This window comes from Echinicola vietnamensis DSM 17526 (genome assembly GCF_000325705.1).
Classification (GTDB): Bacteria; Bacteroidota; Bacteroidia; order Cytophagales; family Cyclobacteriaceae; genus Echinicola; species Echinicola vietnamensis.
In genome coordinates, this window is the sequence record NC_019904.1 from 181466 (window position 1) to 206308 (window position 24843).

A 24843-nucleotide genomic window follows, 5' to 3' on the forward strand; every position below is an offset into this window, starting at 1 on the left:
ATATACCATGATAAGCCCTAACCTTACTTCTACAGCCCCACTTCAAAAACTTCTAAAATTAAAAGTATCATGAGAGACGATAATGATCCAGAATTGAACGGAAAATATTTGGGCACCATAACAAAGGACTTTGTAAAAGTAGCCGATACGTTGAAAGAAGCGTCGTATCAAGTTAGGTCCCGGAAATTTTCTGATTTCCCCATCTTTCCGGTTTGTAAATCAGATCAACCCATTGGACAACTTTTGATTGGCAATACAGACCTTAAGGTAGATTGGAACTATTACATCACCTATTTGGATGAATTTATCCAACGTAAATTGATCGACAATGAAGGCATTGAAGGCTTTAAAAACGCTTATAAAAATCCCGATGAATATTGCTGTTTATTTGTAGTAGACCAAGATTTCACCAACTTCGTGTATATCCCATACCCAAATGAGTAGGACTTAAAAAAATCCCTTCGCAAATGGCAAAGGGATTTTCAGGAATGCACGCAGCCATGTATCGATGGCTGCGTGCATATTATTAAATCAAACTAACCAAATTCTTTTATTGTGCTTTACGCGGTGTGTGCATAGCCGGATTCGTATATATTTTTCTTATCCTACATGCATTTACCTCGTTACTCAAATATGGCTCCAGTTGGTAAGGAGCATTTTCGTACACTCCCGGACTGGTCTGTTCCAGATAATCATGGAAACCATTAAAAGGCCCCACATTGTCCCCTCCGTTTGAAGGATTCATCCGGGACATCCCAATGGTGGTAGTGGTATTTTGAGTGCTATCCGTTTCGCTAAGGTTTACCACTTCCCCAGAAACCATCAATGACTCCTGGTCATTTTTAAAGAGGTAATTACTAATCCCCGCTTCCTTAATGTCCGGACAGCCATCTCCGTCACTGTCTAGATCCAGATGATTGGCCACGCCATCACCATCCGTATCTATCCCCTTACACTGGGGAGTTGCTAAAAACATATCAAACAAGTATGCATGAATATTAGCCACTACCTTTAATATATCTGTAGAAACAGTAGATTGAGTACTATTATCCTTCATGATGGTAGCGTCCGGTAACAAAACCATGTTCGATGTCCTGCTAGATAGCAGAGTAGCTTTTCCATTTTTGTCCGTCATCACCACATCGTACCTCTCGGTAGCAGATGATGCAGTCAACTGAACTGACCCAGTCTGGTCAAAAGTACTCACTGGCCAATACCCATTGGTCATAACGGATTCCCCCAATGCATCATAGGGTGTATTGGGATTAACACTATTATTAACCAGTCTATAACCAAAGTCGATCGCGTTGTTTTGTACCACAAGCACTGACTTATTGTTGTTTTCTCCCCAGGCCCTAACAGTGCTATTAAGAGTGGAAGGAAGTTTCTGGCTATTGCTTCCTGTCTGGTTGAGAAAATCTCCTTCCGTACTCGATCCTAAATAGAACACATCTATCTGATCTTCAATCAAACGGGTCTCGGACACATCGTTAATCGCATAAGGGACGAGTGTTACATTTGGAATTTTATCGTATACACCATCAGGGCCAAAATTATCCGTATTGGTTAACATATTCTCCATAAGGCCTGTTTTCCCGACGGTGGTATCAACATAACCAATTTTAAACTCGCCTTGATTTGCCCCTGTACAAACCAAGCCTTCATCCACATCCAAAATCCCATCATTATCATCATCAAGGTCCACCGCATCTACAATCGTATCACCATCACTGTCCGTACATGTCGTATTATCCAAAGCATCAGGATAATAGGCACTCACATAATCAGGTATTCCGTTTAAATTCTCATCTACGGCATCAGCCAAGCCATCACCGTTAGTATCTGAAGACGTCCCCTTCTGTACATCAAACTGAAAATTAGGGGTAATATCCTCTGTGGCATTCGCCTCGAAGGCATCTGAACAACCATCACCGTCACTGTCCAGGTCAAGGTGATTTGGGGTTCCGTCTCCATTTGTATCCAACTCAGAACAACCATCTCCTATGAAAGTATCCATAACAAATGCCCAAGTATCTGCAATTACTTTTGTTGCATCGTTTTTATTGGGGTCAACCGTATTGGCTTCATCATTATAAATGGTGGCATCTGGAAATATCACCAGCTTCATCATGTTATCTTTAACCAATGTAGGCCGGCTCTTACTGTCGACCATCAACGCCTCAAAACTTCTCGTGGATGAACTTATGGTCATTTTCACAGTTCCTGTTTGTGTAATGGAAGAAACTGGCCAGTAACCATTGGTATATACTTGATACCCTAGCTCTCCATTGGGCACATCAGGTGGCAAGTCGTTGTTCGTTAAAGTATAGCCATAATCCACTGCATTATTCTGCAAAACAAACAAGCCTTTGTCATTATTTTCCGCCCAACTCATTAGCACTGCATTGGTGGAGGAAGAAAGCTTATCTGAGCTACCTTCAGAATTTGCAGTTGAGGATCCTGCAAAGAAAACATCGATATTATTAGCCTCGAGATTGGCCTCAGTGATTTCGGCCGATGAGCTAAATGGCACCAAAACGACTCCCCTCACCTTGTCATATGTCCCATACTCACCATAATTTTTGAGGTTAAGTAACATGTCTGTCGCTAAACCATCGTTACCTACCCCTGAGTCTAAATACCCTATAATGATATTTCGGTCTAATTCTCCACAAAAATGTCCTTCCGTTTCATCCAAAACACCGTCATCGTCATCATCAATATCTATGGCATCGCAAACCCCATCTCCATCCGTATCAGTGGGATCCACATCACATGCATCCAAAAGCGTAAAATCCAACCCACTACATGTGGTGGTACTTGGGTTAACAGCAATGGTGGCAGGATTGGAGGACCTATACGGTTCGTTGTATACCGGCTTTAACAATACTGTTGGAAATGCATTATAAATCGTGACATTGTCCAGCCATATATATTCTCCGCTACTACTTTCTGCTCTAAAACGAATAATCACATTGCTCTCACCTGCATATCCATTTAGATTGATATTCTGGCTTCGAGCGGGCTGATTGTCCACATTTCCATCTGTATAGGTGTAAACCGTAGTGTAGGTGGCTCCACCATCTTTTGATAGCTCTACATGAAACTTATCAGTAGCATCAAGGTCATTTTCTGTATCATAATCAAACCGCAAATTTGCTGTCTTAAACTTGGACAAGTTAACTGCCCTATAAACCTGCGTATTATTATGAATGTATATATGCCTACTTTCTAAGTTATCGTCACCATTCGTGTTTGATGATATTCCTGAGTTGGCACTATTGCTTTGAGTCCAACTGGCGTCTAACCATGCATTGTAATCTCCTGAGCTATTGTTATTGCCAGAAAAAACATCCCCCGAGAAGTCGTCCTTTACGGTGATATAATACCCTTTATTTATCGAATAAGCACCTTGGGCGTCAGCATTGACTACTTTTAACAACTCATCTCCCGAGGAGATGTTTCCATTTTGATCAAAATCTGCATAAACTCGGATCATCGCATTTCCGACAGGATCCCCACCCGTATCGGTAACATCTCCAGCCAATGTACTACACCCTATACAGGCGGAAGCCACTTGCTGAATTTCACGAGAGGTCCCTCTTCCTTGGCCACTGGCTGCTTTTGTGGGTACGCCGTTTGAGCCTACTGTAGCACCTAAGTTGCTTACAACTGACCCAGCCACACCTGTATAATTGGCCCCAGAATTACCTCCGGCCAAAGCTGATGAAACCAAATCAGCGGCCGTAAATCCACCTTGCCCCTCCAAAGCATCCGGACATCCATCACCATCACTATCCAAATCCTGATGATCGGGGATCCCATCTCCATCGGTATCAATTGATGTACAGATAGGATCACTTGTTTGAGAAAGATTCCCACCAAAAAACACTTCTGGAATAACATCACAGTATCCATTCAATCTTTCAAAAGTAATGTCAATTCTCACTGTACCTGAAGCTGTACTCGGAGTAAAATAATAATACTTATTATCCTTTTCTCTTGGTTGACTGTGATAATTCCAGCCTGTCACTGAGGCAGTTCTAACTAAAGTATTATTGACATATATCTTTGAAGTAATCCTCACATTTGAGGTATTTTGGTCCACCCCATGACTACCATTTACATTAGAATATACCAGGCGATGTTGAAATATAGCTTCTTTAGATACATCTAATCCGGAATAAGAATAATTCAATGTATAAGTACCTGTAATATCATTTTGAGTATCCAAATATCCGTCTGAAAAATGTGTATAACTATTTTTTAACCCACCACAATAGGAGGTTCCTTCAGCCGGAATATTATTTGAAATTGCTTTCAAAACAGTTTTTTGTGAATTTGTCGTGCAAACAAAGCCCTCGTCAATATCCAAAATACCATCATTATCATCATCCAAATCGTTGTCGTTCAAAACTCCATCTTCATCGTAATCAGTGTCGCTGTTGATATTTTTCCGAACACTCTCAACCTTTACCCCACTATTCGAGACAACATCCTTTGGGACATAGCCTACCAATATGGCACAAACCACGAGAATCGATATATAACTTATTTTATGCATAACATTGATTTTGTGTTCAAGGAATATTACTCCTCTTTAACCACGAATACCACATTCATAAATGAGCCTTCATTAACTTCCGCTCCATCAATCACTTCATAAGTCAACACACCTGTCTCAGATACCGCTACATTCTCAAAAACGGTTTCATCAAACCAAGTAATGTGGTATTCCAATTCATTTGCAGGCAATACTGGAATTCCTTCCGAAGCACCGGTACTGCTTACCATTGGGTTGGTAAATTGACTAATATACTTACTGTGCAAATCTACCGTCCCAAAAGTATCTCCTGTAGGCACCTGCTCTTCATTCACGGGAATAAGTACCGAAGGCATATAGAAGAATTTTGGCAGTGTTGCTTTAAGGGATTTTATAACACCGTCTGTACCTGCTACCACTACACGGTCCTTCTGACCTGTCTCCGCAGCCTCAATCGTACCAGTGTTTGTATTTATCTCACGTATTCTTACGTTACCTTCCTTTACATCAAGCTTCGCCGAAATGGCTTCACCTGAAAAATCTCCTACTCCAACATTACCTACCTGGTAAATATGTTCGGTATTCGATTGTGCCTTTGCCGTGGTGTTTTCTACTTGCCAAGGCTCCGTTACATTTGTTTGTACCCATGTAGCATCATCAGTTGAAGGATCTCCATCAGGGTCTTCGATATAAGTGTATACATCGCCCGTCGTTTCATCCACATAAATGTCACCGCCTTCGCCCGTCGTACCGTTGTCGTTCGGGTTGCCCGTGCCGCTGCGCGTAACATCGAAGCTCACCGCTGAACCGTCTACGGCAGTGTGTGTAACCGTGCCGTTGTTCAACTCAAGTATATCGGTGTTTTTATCCCACTCTCCTGTCGTCTCATTGTATACATACGTGTCGCCAGTGCTGTTGTCGATATACACATCACCGCTCTCGCCGGACGTACCGTTATCGTTCGGGTCACCTTCGTTGATCGTCAGACTGCTCTCGCCGGCCTCGATCCATTCCGTGCCGTTATGCGCATAGACGTCTCCCGTGCCCTCGTCCACGTAGACATCGCCGGCAGCCCCCGTCGTTCCGTTGTCGTTCGGATTGCCCGTGCCGCTGCGCGTAACATCGAAGTTCACCACCGTGCCGTCAACGGCAGTATGTGTAACCGTGCCGTTGTTAACCTCAAGCATATCGGATAGGCCGCTCGCCTGTTCCCAGGTGTCGGTCGTAGGATTATACGTGTAGATATCTCCCGTAGACTCGTCTACATAGATGTCACCGCCTTCGCCTTGGGTGCCGTTACCGTTCGGATTGCCCGTACCGCTCTGTGTGACAGCAAAGCTCACTACTGAGCCGTCTACCGCAGTATGCGTTACCATACCGTTGTTCAACTCAAGCATATCGGATAGGCCGCTCGCCTGTTCCCAGGTATCGGTCGTAGGATTATACGTGTAGATATCTCCCGTAGACTCGTCTACATAGATGTCACCGCCTTCGCCTTGGGTGCCGTTACCGTTCGGATTGCCCGTGCCGCTCTGTGTGACAGCAAAGCTCACTACCGAGCCGTCAACGGCAGTATGTGTAACCGTGCCGTTCTCCGCCAACAACGTATCCGTGTTCTGTTCCCACTCTCCTGTCGTCTCGTTATATACATACGTGTCGCCAGTGCTGTTGTCGATATACACATCACCACTCTCGCCGGACGTACCGTTATCGTTCGGGTCACCTTCGTTGATCGTCAGACTGCTCTCGCCGGCCTCGATCCATTCCGTACCGTTATGCGCATAGACGTATCCCGTGCTCTCGTCAACATAGACATCGCCGGCTGAGCCCGTCGTACCGTTGTCGTTCGGATTACCCGTGCCGCTGCGCGTAACATCGAAGCTCACCACCGAGCCGTCAACGGCAGTATGTGTTACCGTGCCGTTGTTCAACTCAAGCATATCGGTGTTTTTATCCCACTCTCCTGTCGTCTCGTTATATACATACGTGTCGCCAGTGCTGTTGTCGATATACACATCACCGCTCTCGCCGGACGTACCGTTATCGTTCGGGTCACCTTCGTTGATCGTCAGACTGCTCTCGCCGGCCTCGATCCATTCCGTACCGTTATGCGCATAGACATATCCCGTGCTCTTGTCAACATAGACATCGCCGGCTGAGCCCGTCGTACCGTTGTCGTTCGGGTTACCCGTGCCGCTGCGCGTAACATCAAAGTTCACCACCGTGCCGTCAACGGCAGTGTGCGTTACCGTACCGTTGTTAACCTCAAGCATATCGGATAGGCCGCTCGCCTGTTCCCAAGTGTTGGTCGCTGGGTTAAAGGTATAGATATCACCCGTAGACTCGTCTACATAGATATCACCACCTTCGCCCGTCGTACCATTACCGTTCGGGTCGCCCGTGCCGCTCTGTGTGACAGCAAAGCTCACTACCGAGCCGTCTACCGCAGTATGTGTTACCGTGCCGTTGTTAACCTCAAGCATATCGGATAGGCCGCTCGCCTGTTCCCAAGTGTTGGTCGCTGGGTTAAAGGTATAGATATCACCCGTAGACTCGTCTACATAGATATCACCGCCTTCGCCTTGGGTGCCGTTACCGTTCGGATTGCCCGTGCCGCTCTGTGTGACAGCAAAGCTCACTACCGAGCCGTCTACCGCAGTATGTGTTACCGTGCCGTTCTCCGCCAGCAACGTATCGGTGTTTTTATCCCACTCTCCTGTCGTCTCATTGTATACATACGTGTCGCCAGTGCTGTTGTCGATATACACATCACCGCTCTCGCCGGACGTACCGTTATCGTTCGGGTCACCTTCGTTGATCGTCAGACTGCTCTCGCCGGCCTCGATCCATTCCGTACCGTTATGGGCATAGACATATCCCGTGCTCTCGTCCACGTAGACATCTCCGCCTTCGCCCGTCGTGCCGTTGTCGTTCGGGTTGCCCGTGCCGCTGCGCGTAACATCGAAGCTCACTACCGAGCCGTCTACAGCCGTGTGCGTCACCGTGCCGTTGTTAACCTCAAGCATATCGGATAGGCCGCTCGCCTGTTCCCAGGTATCGGTCGTAGGATTATACGTGTAGATATCTCCCGTAGACTCGTCTACATAGATATCACCGCCTTCGCCTTGGGTGCCGTTACCGTTCGGATTGCCCGTGCCGCTCTGTGTGACAGCAAAGCTCACTACCGAGCCGTCTACCGCAGTATGCGTTACCGTGCCGTTCTCCGCCAGCAACGTATCCGTGTTCTGTTCCCACTCTCCTGTCGTCTCATTGTATACATACGTGTCGCCAGTGCTGTTGTCGATATATACATCACCGCTCTCGCCGGACGTACCGTTATCGTTCGGGTCACCTTCATTGATCGTCAGACTGCTCTCGCCGGCCTCGATCCATTCCGTACCGTTATGCGCATAGATGTATCCCGTGCTCTCGTCAACGTAGACATCGCCGCCTTCGCCCGTCGTACCGTTGTCGTTCGGATTGCCCGTGCCGCTGCGCGTAACATCAAAGTTCACCACCGTGCCGTCTACCGCAGTATGCGTTACCGTGCCGTTCTCCACCAGCAACGTATCGGTGTTTTTATCCCACTCTCCTGTCGTCTCATTGTATACATACGTGTCGCCAGTGCTGTTGTCGATATATACATCACCGCTCTCGCCGGACGTACCGTTATCGTTCGGGTCACCTTCGTTGATCGTCAGACTGCTCTCGCCGGCCTCGATCCATTCCGTACCGTTATGCGCATAGACGTATCCCGTGCTCTCGTCAACGTAGACATCGCCGGCAGCCCCCGTCGTACCGTTGTCGTTCGGGTTGCCCGTGCCAGTCTGAGTAATACTGAATATTGTTTCTGTATCATCCTCTGATGTATAGGTGTACGTACCGTCACCGTTGGCAACCAAACTCGTAACCGTCTCGTGCGATTGTACGATCTCCGTGACGTTGATCACCGCTTCGTCTCCCTCTTCGGTTATGTACGTCAGCTCGTCTCCGTCGTAGTACACGTTCCCGCCGACGTTCTTGATCAGTTCGGTGATCTCGTTCCTCACTTCCTCGTTCTCGATGATCGTCTCGAACTGATTGACCACATCTCCCGGTACGTTGATAACCGTTACCGTGCTGTCCTCTGATGTATAGGTGTACGTTCCGTTACCGTTGGAAACCAAACTTGTAACTGTCTCATGCGACTGTACGATCTCCGTGACGTTGATCACCGCTTCGTCTCCCTCTTCGGTTATATACGTCAGCTCGTCTCCGTCGTAGTACACGTTCCCGCCGACGTTCTTGATCAGTTCGGTGATCTCGTTCTTCACTTCCTCGTTCTCGATGATCGTCTCGAACTGATTGACCACATCTCCCGGTACGTTGATAACCGTTACCGTGCTGTCCTCTGACGTATAGGTGTACGTTCCGTCACCGTTGGAAACCAAACTCGTGACCGTCTCGTGCGACTGTACGATCTCCGTGACGTTGATCACCGCTTCGTCTCCCTCTTCGGTTATATACGTCAGCTCGTCTCCGTCGTAGTACACGTTCCCGCCGACGTTCTTGATCAGTTCGGTGATCTCGTTCCTCACTTCCTCGTTCTCGATGATTGTCTCGAACTCATTGACCACATCTCCCGGTACGTTGATAACCGTTACCGTGCTGTCCTCTGACGTATAGGTGTACGTTCCGTCACCGTTGGAAACCAAACTCGTGACCGTCTCGTGCGACTGTACGATCTCCGTGACGTTGATCACCGCTTCGTCTCCCTCTTCGGTTATATACGTCAGCTCGTCTCCGTCGTAGTACACGTTCCCGCCGACGTTCTTGATCAGCTCGGTGATCTCGTTCCTCACTTCCTCGTTCTCGATGATCGTCTCGAACTCATTGACCACATCTCCCGGTACGTTGATAACCGTTACCGTGCTGTCTTCTGACGTATAGGTGTACGTTCCGTCACCGTTGGAAACCAAACTCGTGACCGTCTCGTGCGACTGTACGATCTCCGTGACGTTGATCACCGCTTCGTCTCCCTCTTCGGTTATATACGTCAGCTCGTCTCCGTCGTAGTACACGTTCCCGCCGACGTTCTTGATCAGCTCGGTGATCTCGTTCCTCACTTCCTCGTTCTCGATGATCGTCTCGAACTGATTGACCACATCCCCCGGTACGTTGATAACCGTTACCGTGCTGTCTTCTGACGTATAGGTGTACGTTCCGTCACCGTTGGAAACCAAACTCGTAACCGTCTCTTCCAGTAAGTCTTCAATACTGATTTCTACATTCTCTCCATTTTCATCCGTATAACTAAAGCTATCACCGTCATAATATACGTTCCCACCATGCTTATGAACAATACTTACCAGTTGATTCAAAACATTGTTGTTTTGAGTAATCTCAGTAAACTCATTGATTACAGCTTCTGGTACATTGATGATGGTTTCTACCCCCTCCTCATCAGTGTAGGTATATGAACCGTCTCCGTTATCGACCAATCTCGAAATTGTTTCGTTTAGTAAATCACCGATTTCTATATTTACCAAATCTCCATCCTCAGTGATATAATAAAACTGATCAGTCTCTGGATCATATATGACTTGATTGGTAGTATCCCCGGAAGCGCTCAGTCTTCTCCATTTTTCGTTATACCAGTAGTAATAACCTGGTGTAATAAGGTTGGTATTTGTAGTATTATATACTAACAAACTCTCAACATTTCCGTTAGCTATGGTTTCTTTATCAACAGTACTCGTCAGGGCAATCCTTGGAATCAACACCCCTTTGTCTGCTGCCAACACTTCCAATTGGGCAGATTGATTCGGCGTAGCGGTCCCAATCCCTACTTGAGCACTCGCATATCCTGCCCCTAGGCAGAAAATCAATACTAAAAGTAAATTTTTCATGCTCATATTGTTTTATGTCGTTTCTTTGATTATTTATCTTCATTTAGTGGATCCCTGATTACCTGAATCCATCCTTTAAATTCTTTCTGCTCTCCATTTTCCAGCACTACTTCTAGCACATAGAAATAGGTACCGTCTACTAGTCCTTTGGCCTCCCAATCATTCTGGTAGTTTTCAGTTTCAAATACATGGTCACCCCACCGGTTAAAAATGGTGATCTGGTTCTCTTTGAATTTATTCAACCCTTTGATTTGAAACGTTTCATTGTCCTTATCCCCATTTGGTGTAATGACGTTAGGAATAAAGAATTTATGCACTTTATTAACATCATCATCTTCATTATCCTCTGTATTGGCATCTTCTTCAATGGAATTAACTTTTACTGCATTGATTAAAGTCCCTTCTTCTCCAGTGGCTACTGTCAAAGTGATGATCATTTCATCTCCTGCCAAAAACTTAGGGATACTCCACATCAAGGTTTGGCCATTTACCTCAAAAGCATATTCCAGTAAACCGAACGCCGAGGTAACTTTCATCTCTTTGTAATGGGTTCCGGGAGGGAGGTTGTCTACCACTACCACATCAGTAGCGTTAGTTTCACTGTTATTTTGAACCCTGATCTCATATTCCAAATCATCACCTTCCCAGACCATTTTTTCAAATGAAGTCTTGGCAATGCTCAAATCCGTCAAACTTCCTTGGACCAATGCAAAAGTAAACGCGCTGGTTGCTTCCACCTCAGCTGCTGCAGTTACCGTTTGTTTTACAGGATCCACTTCACCACCTAAGTTTATCCAAGCATTTTTCGCAACATCCCATTGGGCTATCTGAATCTTTTTGTTGGACTCCCCAAGAATAAAAGCAGGAGTGGTCACATCTCGCCACGACAACGTCAAATTCACCATCCCGTCTCCTTCTACCTGCTTTATGACCCAATATTCCGAATCATCAATGGCCGATATACCGGCTTCCTTATTGTCTCGCGGGAAAATCGGATCAGGATCCTCATAAAAATACCTGGTATTATAAACAGCCCTTTCAGTTTCTAAAGAAGACACTCCATCAAATCGATAATACCCACCATCCCCAACAGGGAATATAAACCTCTTACTACCTTGCTTTTGGACAAATCCATCCACATGGCTTCTATCAGAGGTCTGCTCATGTACAGCTCCTTCCTTAAAAATGATCATGCCATCATCATCTTTTGCCTCTATGACACCATTTATAAAATCCCCTCTTCCGGCAATGCTTACTATCCCTTCCAATAAAAATGGATATTGAGAAGACTTATTATCAAAAACCACATGATTAAGTTCAGCAATTTGGGTTCCTGCTATTTGCTGCACACCTGTCTCACCCACAAATCGGGTCATCCCTGCATTGGGGTTTCCTGCATAAGTTGCTGTACCGTCATTTTTAAAATGAGAGTAAACATAAAAATCCCCATCATTTACCAGTCTCCCTGTGGCCTCATTTTCAAATGCAAACAAGGTCGACACCGTGGTACCCTCCGTGATGGTCATTTCTCCCAGGTTCACCGTTTGGGCTTGGACCATGCCAACTGCCAAGATCATCAGCAATAGCAATTGCTGGGTAAAAACCTTTATTTCTATTCTATATGATATCATTTCAACTCTATAATTATCTGTCTAAATTCCCCCAATACACCGGCTATCGTAGCCTTCTCTTTTCTTGATTCAAGCGCATCGACAGTATCAAATCGCTCTTGGGTTAACCTATTTTTCTGAATGCCTCTAGAATGCAAGTAATCCGTCACCATCGCTACTCGGTCATCAAAATCCTTCTTACCTAAAGCTCCAATAAACTGCACCTTGACAGCCTTGTTCTGCAAGAGGAATAGTCGAAGTCTTTCCAATGCCATTTTCTGCTCTATGTCAAGCTGGGACTGGCCTAACCCAAATCTGAGCTGGTCGGCTCCTGCCTTCCGAAACAATTCATCTAATGAACCTGTCAGTGAGCAGTAATCCTCATATTCAGCCAAAGACGCAGCCCACTGCTTTACCGAAACATGGAGCAACAATTCACTCCTTCTATTCAATTGGTGCTGATCCTCGCTACAAACCTTCCCATCTGGACAATCAATGGCCAATTGCTCTTCACCAAACCATGCCGGCTGAATCCTAGAGGGATCTATTCCCTTTTTCCCTAAATAATTGACCACCGACTTGGCCCGGTCTTCACTTAGCCGCTGATTGTACTGATGTGATGCCCTTGCGTCGGTATGGGAAGAAACGTGGAGTTCCAATTGGGGATATTGTATCATCAACTCCGCCACATCATCCAATATTTCGTTTTCCGACCGTCTGATCAGGCTTTTGTCAAGGTCATAGTAAATGATCTCCGTAATGGCCAAATCTCTGGTCGGAATCCGCGCCAACCGGTATTCTCGTCTGATGGTACCTGAATCCATTCCCACACTGGAGATCTCCCGGTCCAATACAGGAAAATAACCTTCCTTCTCTACCTTTACTTCATATTGACTTTCTGCTGAGAGATCCGCCCAATAGTTTCCTTTCACCCTTTTATCCACTTCTACAGCCTCTCCATCGATTTGCTTAAGCGAAAACTGAATGTCAGACAGGGTGTCTCCCTTACAGTCCATCACCTTTGCCAAGAGCCTTCTTTGAGCAGGCAAAAATTGATAGATATCGTCCAGCCCTTCCTTTCCTTTACGGTTGGAACTCAGGTAGATTTCATCATCACCATACCTTCGATAGGCAAAGTCATCACTGCCTGAATTGATAAGTGGCCCCATATTGACAGCTGCCCCCAAAACACCCCCTTCGAGCATCTCAGCAAAGAAAACATCCAATTCTCCATAAGAGGAATGTCCCTCTGAAGCAAAGTATAACTTGCCTTGATGGACAAATGGATCCCTTTCATTTTCAGCAGTGTTTATACGCTCTCCCAAGTTGGCGGGGGCGGAAAAGATCAGTCGGTCACCGTCTTTATAGTAATTGACATAATAGAGATCATATCCGCCATGGCCACCTTCCATGTTTGAGGCAAAGTATAGCCGCTGGCTCTTGGCATCTGCATATGGAGTGATCAGTCCATATGAAAGAGGCAAATTCCTTGGATAGGGATAAACATATTCAAGACTGCCTTCCTCATTAAGTGTCCCATAGTACAATTCAGGCTGTATTTCAAAATCCCGGTTTTTACGTTCTTTTCTTAAATCTCTGGTGACCGAAAAAAACACGTAGTCCGTATCCTCCACCTTTACAAAACTAGGATCGCTCACATGCATAAAGTCACTCCCACGCATGTTGATCATCCTAATATTGCCCTCCTTATCTTGACGGTAGATCTTTAGATAACCGCGTCCTGTCCATTCATAGATCTTCTCATCATATATTTTATCCTTTGCGTCAAATCGTAGCTTCTTTACCTGGACCTCTCCAATGCTGTCCCCTCGATCGGAAACAAAATACTTATTCCCGTAGGGGTCTTTTGCCAACATAAAATCAGCCGCAGTGGAATTGATCTTATCCAGAAGCTTTAGGCGATTTACCGCTTTCTCTCCATCGGCCTCCATAATGCTATAGTATTCTTTAATGTGCTTTTTTGGAATACCTTGATCCTCCAAAAAGTCCCTTACCTCTTTATCCTTGCCCACCGCATGTCCTGCTTCCAGAAGAAACTTCACGTCACTGTCGCTCACCTCATCGCTAAAGGCTATCGCTTCTTTCCACCATTGGACTGCCTCGTCATACTCGTTATTTTTGGTATAACAGAAAGCAGCATTCCTAGCAGAACGATACGAGGACTTTTTCTCAAAGGCCTTGGTATATATTTCAGCAGCTATCCTATAGTTCATTTGTTGCTGTTGATCATCAGCATACCGGATCAAAGCCTCTTGGGCTTCCACGCCCCTTGCAGCACCCACCAGTATCAGTATTGTAAGTATCGTTATTGCTCTTTTCATGACTAAAACCACCTTTGATTCCTCATTCGTACCCTTTTAGGGGACAGGTAATATCCTAATGACAACTCGTGGGAATTGTTCCTTCTATTGTTCAGAACATTGATGCTATGATCGTAGGCATACCCTACACGGATGTCCTCTGTAGCGAACACCTCAAGAATAAAGGCCAAGGCATTCCTGTTACTGAGATTTTCTTGCAGGTTGTCTTTCCAAAATTTAGTATTGCTTCGGTATGAGCCACCAACCCATAACCGCTCATAGAAAAGGAACAGCGCATTCAGGTCGAAACTAGTAGGAGCACCCTTTACCTCTTTCACTAAAAATGAAGGCTTGAAGGATACATTATCCGACATGGGCAGCAATGCCCCGGCAGTGAGGTAATAGTGAAAATCATGATAGCCCCTTACTATTCCTTGATTTTCAAAGGCCTTATTTCCCACCACATTAAAGGCACTGATTCCGGCATAAAAATTAGCCGTATTATAAAAGATCCCTACATTTACATTAGGCTCTTTTACATTGACAACCCCTTCTCCTAGCGTCCGATCATCCGGATCTATCGCCTCCAACATATCATAGTCCAGTCGATAATCTGAAATGCCGGCGCTTACGCCAAGTCCAAGAAAGGAATCAAATCCCGTTTGAATGCGATAAGCATAAGTCAACAAAGCACCCGTCGTCCGTGAAGGCCCTAACTGATCCCTCAAAAAAGAAACACCAAAACCCATAGTACCCTCGTTCGCACTAAAGTCGGCAGAGGCCGAAAGTGTCCGGGGCGCACCCGGAAAATTCACCCACTGCGAACGATAAGTGGCCTGGATATATCCTTCCTCTTTATAGCCTGCATATCCTGGATTGATATGAAGTCCATTGAATATATACTGACTAAATTGGGGAAGCTGTTGGGCATGGGTTTTTACACTGGTAAAAACCACCACAACCCACAACATAAATTTTATTACATTTCCCATTGGTAAAGTTCATTTTTTTTACTTACCGGCTTATATCAAACTAAATCACTCGGAAATTCACCTATTCCTTCAGATTTAAAACGTAGATCTTGACATTCAGCAGGTATTATCAACCGATCAAATACATTTTAATGTCGATTATTCAAATGAACAGATAATTTATCACTAATGGTAAAAAATAGATACGCACATATACGCAAACTTAAAAACTCACCCTACTCATGGCTACTCAAAAGTAAATAAATCCAATATATTACCATTAAAAATCAATTATTATCTAATAGTTATTAAATATTTATACAAAAATTATGTAAATCAAAAATAAAATAAGCAAGCTTTGAGATAAAATATTAAACATAAAAATATTAATACTTTCACTTGTTTTTATCAAAAATAAAAGGCGACAGATCCAAATCCATCGCCTTATTCAAAATCACTCCTCGACAGGAGCAATAATCAACTTATTTACACCAACTTATCTTTGATATTGGCTGCTATTGTTTTCATTTCATCCTCGCCAAGTTTAAGCTTAGGCCGGGTAAAATTGATATCATCCATCGTGTTGAGTGGCACCAAATGCACATGCACATGCGGCACTTCAAGTCCTATAACCGCTACCCCAACACGTGTACACTTGACGGACTGATCGATGGCTTTGGCCACCTTCTTCGCAAAAACATGCAGCCCTGCCAATTCCTGATCCTCCAGGTCAAAGATGTAATCTACTTCTCTCTTAGGTACCACCAACACATGCCCTTTTACTAAAGGCATGATGTCTAGAAATGCGATGAAATCGTCATCCTCGGCCACAATATGACCCGGAATCTCTCTATTTATGATTTTTGTAAAAATACTTGCCATGGGATAAAAATAAAAAATCCCGTATGGAATACCATCGGGATTGTGCTTTTTTAGTAGGTAATATCGAGTACTTCAAACTCCACTACACCAGCGGGAGCATTTATCTGGGCAATCTCACCAACTTTCTTGCCCAAGAGCCCTTTTCCAAAAGGAGATGCCAACGAAATCTTATTGGCTTTGAGATCGGCTTCTTCCTCCGATACCAAAGTATAAGCGACGGTCATGCCATTTTTAACATTTTTTATTTTCACCGTACAGAGAATCCCTACTTTGGACGTGTCCATTTTGGAATTGTCCAGTACCCGGGCATTGCCAATAACGCCTTCCAGCTTGGCTATCTTCAACTCAAGAAGTCCCTGAGCATCCTTGGCAGCGTCATACTCTGCATTCTCACTCAAGTCTCCCTTATCCCTTGCCTCAGCAATCTGCTTGGCAATATCCTGACGTCCTTTGGTCTTCAGTTCCTGAAGCTCATCCTTCAATTTTTTCAGTCCTTCTTCAGTATAATATTGTACTTGTCCCATAGTCTTTAAATTTCTCAAAGTGTGAAAAATAAAAGAACGGTCTCATTTCTGAAGACCGTTTCTTTTTCCCACTTGTATGTTGTGTATAGCGCAAATATAAGCATATATTGACGACAAAGCAATTTTACCCTTTGGATTTATAGGCCAAACTACTCTATTTCACCAAAAACGCTTCCGAAATCTTGCTTACCAATACCTCATTGATCTTTTTATAAGACTGGAATGTCCAACCTGCAATATGCGGAGAAAACAAAACATCATCCCTCACTGACAACTTCTCAAATGCCGTTTTTTGGACATCGTTCAGCGTGTGAAGCTTTTCATTTTCGAGTACATCCAGCAAGGCGCCTTTCAGAATGCCCTTTTCCAAGGCAGCATTCAAGGTTTCCATACTGATTACTTCTCCTCTCGCGGTATTGATCAGGTAAAATGGCTTGCTAAAACCGGCCAGCACTTCTTCCGTGAAAAAATTTCTCGTCTCTTCAGTGAGGGGGACATGGATGCTGAGGACATCTGCCTGTTGCTGCAATTGGTCAAAGGTAACCTGAGCGGCATATTCATCGCTGTATTTATCCAAATACTTGTCGTAAGCCACCACCTTGACCCCAAATCCGCTCAGCCTTCGCGCAAATGCTTTTCCCATATTACCATAACCAAAAATCCCTACGGTTTTTCCCTGAAGTTCTTCGCCTCTATTGCCTTCCCTGTCCCATACTCCTTGGCGCACTTCACTGTCCGCTTTCTTAAGGTTATTGAAGAGCATTAACAGCATCGCTACGGCATGTTCTCCTACGGCATCACGATTCCCCTCTGGCGCATGAAACAGCTTTATGCCCTGCTTCTGGATGAAATCCAAATCTATCTTGTCCAATCCCGCTCCTGCCCTTCCAATGAATTTCAGCTTTTTGGCCTTTTCCAACAATGGCTTGTCCATGGGGGTCTTGGATCGGATGATCAATCCTTCATAATCGGCTATGATCGCCTCTATTTCCTCTCGGGTGATCTTTGGGCTATAATTTACCTTGAACCCTTTCTCTTCCAGTAGCGGTATAATACTGGAATGCATCTCATCAATTATCAGTATATTCATCTAAGTTTTTATTAAAAACCCGGCCAGGCCAAGCTTCTATTGTTGTTTTTTACAAGTTTAGCAGCATCATGGCCACCAAAAAATAAACCGCCAAGCCCAAAAGGTCATTTGCGGTGGTAATAAAAGGACCGGAAGCCATGGCAGGATTTATTCCAAACTTATCCAGCACGATCGGGGTAACCGTCCCCATGAACGACGCCAAAAGCACCACGCTGAACAGGGCAAAGCCTACCACTATCCCAAACTTCACCTCATTGCCGTAGACAAACACCACCGTTCCAAACACTACCGCACCCAATACAATCCCATTCAGCATCGCCACTAGCAGCACTTTTGCAAATCGCTTTCCAATACTCTCCGCAAATACCGACTTTGCCGCAAGCGATTGCACCACAAGGGAAGAGGATTGGATGCCTACATTCCCCCCTGTCGCAGTGATCAGCGGAATGAAAGAAGCCAACTGGATGTATTTGCTCAGCCCATCATTAAATACCCCAATGATCCTGGCCCCCATCAGCCCTCCAAAAATACCGATCAGCAACCAAGGCAGTCTGGCCTTGGAAAGGCGAAACACGGAATCTGACTCCTCCACGTCATCGGAAATACCTGTCATGGCCTGCATGTCTTCTTCCGCCTGCTCCCGAATCACGTCCAAAACGTCATCCACCGTAATTCTTCCCACCAGTTTGTTTTTGGCATTGACCACCGGAAGTGCTTCCAAGTCATACTTACGCATGATCTCCGCTATTTCTTCTTCGTCCATGTACGTGGGCACGGATATGATATCCTCTTCGAAAATATCCTTGATTTTGGTATTGGCAGATCCAAGGATGATTTTCTTCAGCGCTACCCTTCCCAAAAGGCTCTCCTTGTTATCTACTACATAAATGGAATAAATTTTCTCAACATTCTCCGCCTGTCTCCGGATCTCATCTATGGTCTGCACTACGGTCCAGTTCAGGTTGGCCTTGATAAACTCCTTGGCCATCAACGCCCCCGCACTGCCTTCTTCATACCGCAAGAGCTCCATGATATGCCCCGCCTTCTCTTTTTCTTGCAAGTGGCTGATGACATCTTCCCGGTCTTTCACTACCAATTGGTGGAGAATATCCACCGCATCATCGGACTCCATGGAATCCAGCAGCAACGCCAGTTCTTCAGATTCCATTTCTTGAACCAACTTAAACTGAGATTCTTCATCCAGTTCGATAAGGACGTCAGCGGCAAACTCATGCTCTAGCACCCTTAGCACATAAAGCACCTCCTCCATCTCCAACTCATCCAGCAGTGAAGCGACATCGGCTTCATTAGTGCCTTCCAAGGATTCACGGATACCACTGATATTCTCTTCCTCAATACTTACTTTTAAGGATTCCAGATACTCTCGCGAGAGCTCAAATTCTCTTATTTTTTCCAAGACAATTCCAGTTTATTGGTTAGCGATATGAAAGCTGGGACATCTAACTGTTCTGCACGCTTATCCAGAATGGGATCATTTTTCATCTCCTCTGAAAGCCCCATGGACTTAAGGGCGTTTCGAAGCGTCTTTCTTCTGGTGCTAAAGCCTTGCTTGACCACCCTGAAAAACAACTTCTCATTACATTCCAGCGTTTGAACCGCATTTCTCTTGAGCCTGATCACTCCACTGTTTACTTTTGGAGGGGGATCAAAGACGGTAGGCGGAACCGTAAATAAATATTCTATGTCATAAAAGGCTTGCAAAAGCACGCTCAGGATACCATATTCCTTATTTCCGTGTGGAGAGGCTATGCGCTGAGCGACCTCCTTCTGGAGCATGCAAACCACTTCGGGTACTTTATTCCGTACCTCCAGAATTTTAAAAAATATCTGGGACGAAATATTATACGGGAAATTACCAGCTACGATATAGTCACCTTCAATAACCTTTCCAAAATCATATTTTAGAAAATCGGCATCGATAATATGCTCACTTAACTGCGGATATTTTTGGTGCAGATAGGCTATTGATTCTTTGTCGATGTCCACTAAAAACAGTTCCCAATCCCCCTGAAGCAAGAAGTCGGTCAACACCCCCATCCCAGGCCCTATTTCCAATACCTTCTTGACTCCCATGTGACCCGTCACTGACAAGGCAATCTTTTCAGCAATCCCAAGGTCCTTCAGGAAGTGTTGTCCGAGGTGCTTTTTCGCTCTGACCTTCTCCATCTTTATTTGTCTGATAAAATTATACTAAATTGCCAATCAAAATTAAGACAATATATGTTAACCGCCATAAGATTACTAGACTCTCCGGGAAATCTTCTCCATCAAAGCGGAGTGATATTTATATCCAGTGAGCATGACCTGGAACAGGTACCCGTAGATAGTACCAAGACTGCCTTTGTTAAATCACAGCTATGGGAAAAGAATAAGTCACAAGTACACTTTTCAAGCGAAAATAGCCAATTGGTGTTTGTCAAGGCCAAGGATCACGACAGTTCCAGCTACCAACTGGAACAAGCCAGAAAAGCCGGAGCTGCCAGTTGGAAAATTTTAAAGGAGACAGAAAAACCACGTGTTTTCTATTTCGGCAAATCAGAGAAATTATTATTGGCTTTTTTGGAAGGGGTGGTACTTGCCTCTTACAAATTTTCAAAATACAAATCTTCCAAAGGACAAGCCCCCACTTCTCTTGAAGTCTGTGCAGACATCACCGATGAAAGCAGTTTAGAAGAATTGGTAACCGTCTGCCTGGCCACTTTTGTGGCAAGGGATCTGGTCAATGAGCCCGTGATATACCTCAACGCCGAGCAGCTCGGTAACGAAATCGAAAAATTAGGAAAAAGCTATGGGTTCAGCACCGAAATACTGGACGAAAGCAAAATCAGTTCGCTCAAAATGGAAGGGCTCCTCGCGGTCAATGCAGGAAGTGAACTTCCTCCTACATTCTCGGTGATGCATTACAAACCTTCTGCTGGCAAGAAATTCAAGAAGCCTGTCGTGCTGGTTGGAAAGGGCGTCGTTTATGACACTGGCGGCCTTAGCCTAAAACCCACGCCAAACTCCATGGATTTCATGAAGGCAGACATGGCCGGTGCAGCAGCAGTTATCGGCACCTTATGCGCAGTTGCCAAACTAGGGTTACCGGTAGAAGTCATCGGCTTGGTACCCGCGACTGATAATCGCCCGGGCTATAATGCCATCACTCCTGGAGACATCATCACCTACCCTAATGGCAAGAGCGTAGAAATCCTCAATACGGATGCAGAAGGCCGATTGATCCTTGCAGATGCCCTGATTTATGCCTCAAAGTACGACCCTAAATTGGTCATTGACCTGGCCACCCTTACCGGTGCAGCCGCTGCTGCCCTGGGCAAAGAGGGCGCCGTCATGATGGGAAATGCCTATGATGAGGAGAAAGGGTTCCTTAAAATTGCCGGCAAGGAAGTATGTGAACGATTGGTAGAGTTTCCCCTTTGGGAAGAATATGGAGACCAGCTTAAATCGTCCGTGGCAGACATCGCCAACATTGGAGGGCCTACTGCCGGAGCCATTACTGCTGGAAAGTTTTTGGAACACTTCACGGATTATAACTGGATCCATATCGATATTGCAGGACCATCGTTTATCAAAACAGGAGAAAGCTACAAACCTACTGGAGGCACAGGTTTTGGGGTCAGGCTGGTCACTCAGTTTTTAAAAAACATTTCAAATTAAGCTAGTAAAGGAATACCCACCTCCAAACAAGCCTTGGGGATTAGGGTAATGAAAAAGATAAATATACCGACGAAATGAATCCAAAAAAGAATAAACCGGTAATCGGCATCACCATTGGTGACATCAACGGCGTCAGTGCAGAGGTGACCATGAAAGCACTCATGGACAACCGCATCCTGAAACTGGTCACCCCTGTGATCTACGCCCACGGCAAAGCATTGACCTTTTACAGAAAGCACCTGAAATTGGAAGATTTTAATTTCATGCAGATCCGAAACATTGGGGAGATCCATCACAAAAAGGTAAATGTCATCAACGTGACAGAGGAATGTCCTGAAGTCATGCCCGGAACAGAGACTTCCGAAGCGGGAAAAATGGCCTTGGCAGCACTGGACCATGCCATCTCGGACATCAAAGACCACAACATAGACGCGCTGGTAACAGCACCGCTAAACAAAAACAACATCAACTCAGATTCGTTGAAGTTTGTGGGGCACACAGAATACCTTACAGAGGCTTTTGAAGCCAAGGCAAGCATGATGTTTATGGTCTCTGAGGACATGCGCGTAGGATTGGTTTCCGGCCACGTCCCACTGAGCCAGGTAATCAAAAATGTCACCGGCAATAAAATCAAGCTAAAGCTGAAAATCATGCTCGCATCCCTGCGGGAAGACTTTGGCATCGAAAAACCACGGATCGCCGTATTGGGACTGAACCCGCATGCAGGTGAAGACGGACTCTTGGGCAAAGAAGAAATAGAAATCATCCAGCCTGCCATCCGGGAATTCAAGGACAAAGGGCATTTGATTTTTGGCCCTTACCCATCGGATGGATTCTTCGGCATGATGCATCAGAAAAAATTTGACGGTGTCTTGGCCATGTACCATGACCAAGGGCTGGTTCCTTTCAAGACCTTGGCATTTGACAATGGGGTCAACTTCACGGCCGGCCTACCGATCGTGAGGACTTCACCGGACCACGGCACCGCCTACAATATTGCCGGCAAAAACCTTGCAGATGAAGGCTCGATGCGTGCTGCCATCTTTACGGCCTACGATATCCTTTCCAAAAAACAGCCTTGGGAAGACGATGAATAAAAATAAATCGTAGCCATATTTTATATTTAAAAAATAGTTCGCTAAATTTGCGGTCTTAAACAAGCGGGAGGAATGATTAAATTCTGGAGAGCTTTTGACATTGACATCATCAAACTCAACGAGGGAACACATGAGTTTTCCTTCACGGTGAATGATGAGTTCTTTGAGCAAATCAAGGACAATGATCTGATAAAAAAAGGAAACCTGGAGGCTAAAGTCCTTTTAAAAAAGGAAGTCAACCTCTTAGAGGCAACATTCATAATAGATGGCACGGTGGAGCTTACGTGTGACAGAAGCTTGGAGAAATTTGACCAAGCCTTGCACACATCCGAAAAGATCATCTATAAATACGGGCCGGAAGAACAGGAGATCAATGAAGAAATCTTCATGATCACCAGGGACACCCCCAAGATCAATGTTGCCCAATTGATTTATGAGTTTATAGTACTTGCATTGCCCATCAAGAAAATTCATCCGGATTATCGGGATGAAGAAGAAATGGAAGGCGAAGGCAGGTTGGTATATTGGTCAGACGAGCAAGATGAGGGAGCCGAGGAAAACGATGCTTCTGAGCTTGATCCGAACGATCAGATAGATCCCAGATGGGAAGCATTAAAGAATATTAAGAAAAAAGATTAATCTAAAAACTGTATAGAGATGGCACATCCTAAACGCAAAATTTCAAAAACCAGAAGGGACAAGAGAAGAACGCATTACAAGCTTACCGCTCCAGGCTTAGCGCAATGTCCTACTACAGGTGAATACCACTTACCTCACAGAGCTTACTGGCTTGACGGTAAACTTTATTACAAAGGTCAAGTGATCATTGAAAAAGAGGTTCTTGCCTAAGCAGGAAGATTTGAACTACGAATCTGATGTCACTTAGATAAGTGAAAGCTATAATTAAATCCATTTGGACTATCCCCAAATGGATTTTTTTATGTCAAAAAACCTAACGCCTCTATCATATCACCCTTTGCCCACTTCTAAAAAGCACCAAAAAATAGCGGCAACCGCATCGAAACATGCGGCACTGAGTTTTAATAGACCATAAAAAGGATTCTACTTCCAAAATTACTTGGTGGTAAGGCACATTTTAAATAATTTTGAAAGCCAAAAATATTTTGTTTTTATTTTAACCATATAAAATAAGACAAACTAGCATAATGTAAGGCGCAGATGTTGACTTCCCTCCGATGTACCAATAGCATTTGCCCAAAACAACAAATAAATGGAAAAAACTAGAGCTGTCATAACCGGCGTCAATGGATGGGTTCCGGATTACGTATTGACCAATAAGGAACTCGAGTCAATGGTGGAAACCAGCGATGAATGGATTACCTCTCGCACCGGTATCAAAGAAAGACGAATACTAAAAGGTGAAGACAAAGCTACCTCTGACATAGGCGCAAATGCCATCAAGGGACTTCTTGAAAAGACCAATACCAATCCGGAAGACATTGACCTTATCATCTGTGCCACCGTCACTCCGGACATGCCGTTTCCTTCTTGTGCCAATATGATCTCCCATAAGGTAGGGGCTAAAAATAGCTACAGCTTTGACATTTCTGCTGCTTGCTCAGGCTTCATCTATGCACTGACCATCGGCAGCCAGTTCATCGAAACCGGCATGCACAAAAAGGTCATCGTGGTGGGCGCGGACAAAATGTCTTCGATCGTCAATTACGAGGACCGAACCACCTGCATCATCTTCGGAGATGGTGGCGGAGCGGTTTTATTGGAACCCACCACAGAAGAGGTTGGCGTCATGGACTCCCTTCACCATTCTGACGGATCCGGCTCCCCTTACCTGCACATCAAGGCAGGAGGAAGCTTGAAGCCCGCTTCAGAAGACACGGTGAAGGCAAAAGAGCACTACGCTTACCAAGAGGGTTCTACCGTATTTAAATTTGCCGTAACCAATATGGCAGAGGTAAGTGCCCAGATCATGGCCAAAAACAACCTCAAAGGAGACGACATTGCTTGGCTGGTACCGCACCAAGCCAACAAACGTATCATTGACGCCACTGCAAACCGCATGAACGTGGGGCCAGAAAAGGTGATGATCAATATCGAAAAATACGGCAACACCACCGCGGGCACCATCCCACTGTGCCTATGGGATTACGAATCAAAACTCAAAAAAGGAGACAATATTATCCTTGCCGCTTTTGGAGGAGGATTTACTTGGGGCTCCGTTTATCTCAAATGGGGATACGACCCAAAATAAATTAATTTA

At 45.0% G+C, this 24843-nt stretch carries 16 protein-coding genes; 6 read left to right on the plus strand and 10 right to left on the minus strand.

Annotation, left to right across the window (positions count from 1 at the left end):
• Positions 1-69 precede the first annotated feature (69 nt).
• Positions 70-444, plus strand: a complete 375-nt coding sequence (locus ECHVI_RS00850; protein WP_015264038.1) for a hypothetical protein — start codon at positions 70-72, stop codon at positions 442-444.
• A 106-nt stretch (positions 445-550) separates the two neighbouring features.
• Here the strand turns inward: ECHVI_RS00850 and ECHVI_RS00855 are convergent, their stop codons facing one another.
• The 10 genes from ECHVI_RS00855 to rsmA all read right to left on the minus strand — a co-directional run bounded on the left by ECHVI_RS00855 (position 551) and on the right by rsmA (position 20016).
• The gene (locus tag ECHVI_RS00855) at positions 551-4564 is read right to left on the minus strand and encodes a hypothetical protein (RefSeq protein WP_015264039.1); all 4014 of its coding nucleotides are present in this window, start codon (positions 4562-4564) and stop codon (positions 551-553) included.
• Positions 4565-4590: 26 nt separating this feature from the next.
• Positions 4591-10431 carry a beta strand repeat-containing protein gene (locus ECHVI_RS00860; protein WP_015264040.1) on the minus strand — a complete coding sequence of 1947 codons (5841 nt, stop codon included), beginning with the start codon at positions 10429-10431 and terminating at the stop codon, positions 4591-4593.
• 29 nt (positions 10432-10460) lie between these two features.
• Entirely contained in the window at positions 10461-12062 is a 1602-nt protein-coding gene (locus ECHVI_RS00865; protein WP_015264041.1) for a T9SS type B sorting domain-containing protein, read from the minus strand.
• Positions 12059-14383, minus strand: coding sequence for an OmpA family protein (locus ECHVI_RS00870; RefSeq protein ID WP_015264042.1), 2325 nt, complete (start codon positions 14381-14383; stop codon positions 12059-12061). Before ECHVI_RS00870 ends, ECHVI_RS00865 begins: the two co-directional genes overlap by 4 nt.
• A gap of 2 nt (positions 14384-14385) precedes the next feature.
• A complete protein-coding gene (locus ECHVI_RS00875; RefSeq protein ID WP_015264043.1) occupies positions 14386-15354 on the minus strand; it encodes a PorP/SprF family type IX secretion system membrane protein in 969 nt (322 codons plus the stop codon).
• Between the two features lie 465 nt (positions 15355-15819).
• Positions 15820-16215 (minus strand): HIT family protein, encoded by a 396-nt coding sequence (locus ECHVI_RS00880; RefSeq protein ID WP_015264044.1) that lies wholly within the window; start codon positions 16213-16215, stop codon positions 15820-15822.
• A 50-nt stretch (positions 16216-16265) separates the two neighbouring features.
• Positions 16266-16739: a transcription elongation factor GreA gene (gene greA, locus ECHVI_RS00885; RefSeq protein ID WP_015264045.1), complete on the minus strand. Its 474-nt coding sequence runs from the start codon at positions 16737-16739 to the stop codon at positions 16266-16268.
• Between the two features lie 154 nt (positions 16740-16893).
• The gene (locus ECHVI_RS00890) at positions 16894-17829 is read right to left on the minus strand and encodes a 2-hydroxyacid dehydrogenase (protein ID WP_015264046.1); all 936 of its coding nucleotides are present in this window, start codon (positions 17827-17829) and stop codon (positions 16894-16896) included.
• Between the two features lie 49 nt (positions 17830-17878).
• Positions 17879-19246: a magnesium transporter gene (gene mgtE / locus ECHVI_RS00895; RefSeq protein ID WP_015264047.1), complete on the minus strand. Its 1368-nt coding sequence runs from the start codon at positions 19244-19246 to the stop codon at positions 17879-17881.
• Positions 19234-20016, minus strand: a complete 783-nt coding sequence (rsmA, locus tag ECHVI_RS00900) for a 16S rRNA (adenine(1518)-N(6)/adenine(1519)-N(6))-dimethyltransferase RsmA (RefSeq protein WP_015264048.1) — start codon at positions 20014-20016, stop codon at positions 19234-19236. The genes mgtE and rsmA overlap by 13 nt, the downstream gene beginning before the upstream one ends.
• Positions 20017-20070: 54 nt before the next feature.
• On the opposite strand from rsmA, the gene ECHVI_RS00905 reads away from it, so the two are divergent.
• From ECHVI_RS00905 to ECHVI_RS00920, 5 genes are all read left to right on the plus strand, one after another.
• Positions 20071-21507, plus strand: a complete 1437-nt coding sequence (locus ECHVI_RS00905) for a leucyl aminopeptidase family protein (protein WP_015264049.1) — start codon at positions 20071-20073, stop codon at positions 21505-21507.
• Between the two features lie 74 nt (positions 21508-21581).
• Entirely contained in the window at positions 21582-22604 is a 1023-nt protein-coding gene (gene pdxA, locus ECHVI_RS00910; protein ID WP_015264050.1) for a 4-hydroxythreonine-4-phosphate dehydrogenase PdxA, read from the plus strand.
• Positions 22605-22676: 72 nt separating this feature from the next.
• On the plus strand, positions 22677-23243 hold the full coding sequence (locus ECHVI_RS00915; protein ID WP_015264051.1) for a YceD family protein: 567 nt from the start codon (positions 22677-22679) through the stop codon (positions 23241-23243).
• A gap of 18 nt (positions 23244-23261) precedes the next feature.
• The gene (rpmF, locus tag ECHVI_RS23205; RefSeq protein WP_015264052.1) at positions 23262-23453 is read left to right on the plus strand and encodes a 50S ribosomal protein L32; all 192 of its coding nucleotides are present in this window, start codon (positions 23262-23264) and stop codon (positions 23451-23453) included.
• 382 nt (positions 23454-23835) lie between these two features.
• Entirely contained in the window at positions 23836-24834 is a 999-nt protein-coding gene (locus ECHVI_RS00920) for a beta-ketoacyl-ACP synthase III (protein ID WP_015264053.1), read from the plus strand.
• Positions 24835-24843 lie beyond the last annotated feature (9 nt).

Bases quoted from the DNA above. Each gene is read 5' to 3' on its own strand.
- ECHVI_RS00880 (WP_015264044.1), bottom strand. From the start codon at position 16,215: ATGGCAAGTATTTTTACAAAAATCATAAATAGAGAGATTCCGGGTCAT.
- ECHVI_RS00870 (WP_015264042.1), bottom strand. From the start codon at position 14,383: ATGAAAAGAGCAATAACGATACTTACAATACTGATACTGGTGGGTGCT.
- ECHVI_RS00905 (WP_015264049.1), top strand. From the start codon at position 20,071: ATGTTAACCGCCATAAGATTACTAGACTCTCCGGGAAATCTTCTCCAT.
- pdxA (WP_015264050.1), top strand. From the start codon at position 21,582: ATGAATCCAAAAAAGAATAAACCGGTAATCGGCATCACCATTGGTGAC.
- rpmF (WP_015264052.1), top strand. From the start codon at position 23,262: ATGGCACATCCTAAACGCAAAATTTCAAAAACCAGAAGGGACAAGAGA.
- ECHVI_RS00890 (WP_015264046.1), bottom strand. From the start codon at position 17,829: ATGAATATACTGATAATTGATGAGATGCATTCCAGTATTATACCGCTA.
- greA (WP_015264045.1), bottom strand. From the start codon at position 16,739: ATGGGACAAGTACAATATTATACTGAAGAAGGACTGAAAAAATTGAAG.
- ECHVI_RS00855 (WP_015264039.1), bottom strand. From the start codon at position 4,564: ATGCATAAAATAAGTTATATATCGATTCTCGTGGTTTGTGCCATATTG.
- ECHVI_RS00865 (WP_015264041.1), bottom strand. From the start codon at position 12,062: ATGATATCATATAGAATAGAAATAAAGGTTTTTACCCAGCAATTGCTA.
- ECHVI_RS00915 (WP_015264051.1), top strand. From the start codon at position 22,677: ATGATTAAATTCTGGAGAGCTTTTGACATTGACATCATCAAACTCAAC.
- ECHVI_RS00920 (WP_015264053.1), top strand. From the start codon at position 23,836: ATGGAAAAAACTAGAGCTGTCATAACCGGCGTCAATGGATGGGTTCCG.
- ECHVI_RS00850 (WP_015264038.1), top strand. From the start codon at position 70: ATGAGAGACGATAATGATCCAGAATTGAACGGAAAATATTTGGGCACC.
- rsmA (WP_015264048.1), bottom strand. From the start codon at position 20,016: ATGGAGAAGGTCAGAGCGAAAAAGCACCTCGGACAACACTTCCTGAAG.
- ECHVI_RS00860 (WP_015264040.1), bottom strand. From the start codon at position 10,431: ATGAAAAATTTACTTTTAGTATTGATTTTCTGCCTAGGGGCAGGATAT.
- ECHVI_RS00875 (WP_015264043.1), bottom strand. From the start codon at position 15,354: ATGGGAAATGTAATAAAATTTATGTTGTGGGTTGTGGTGGTTTTTACC.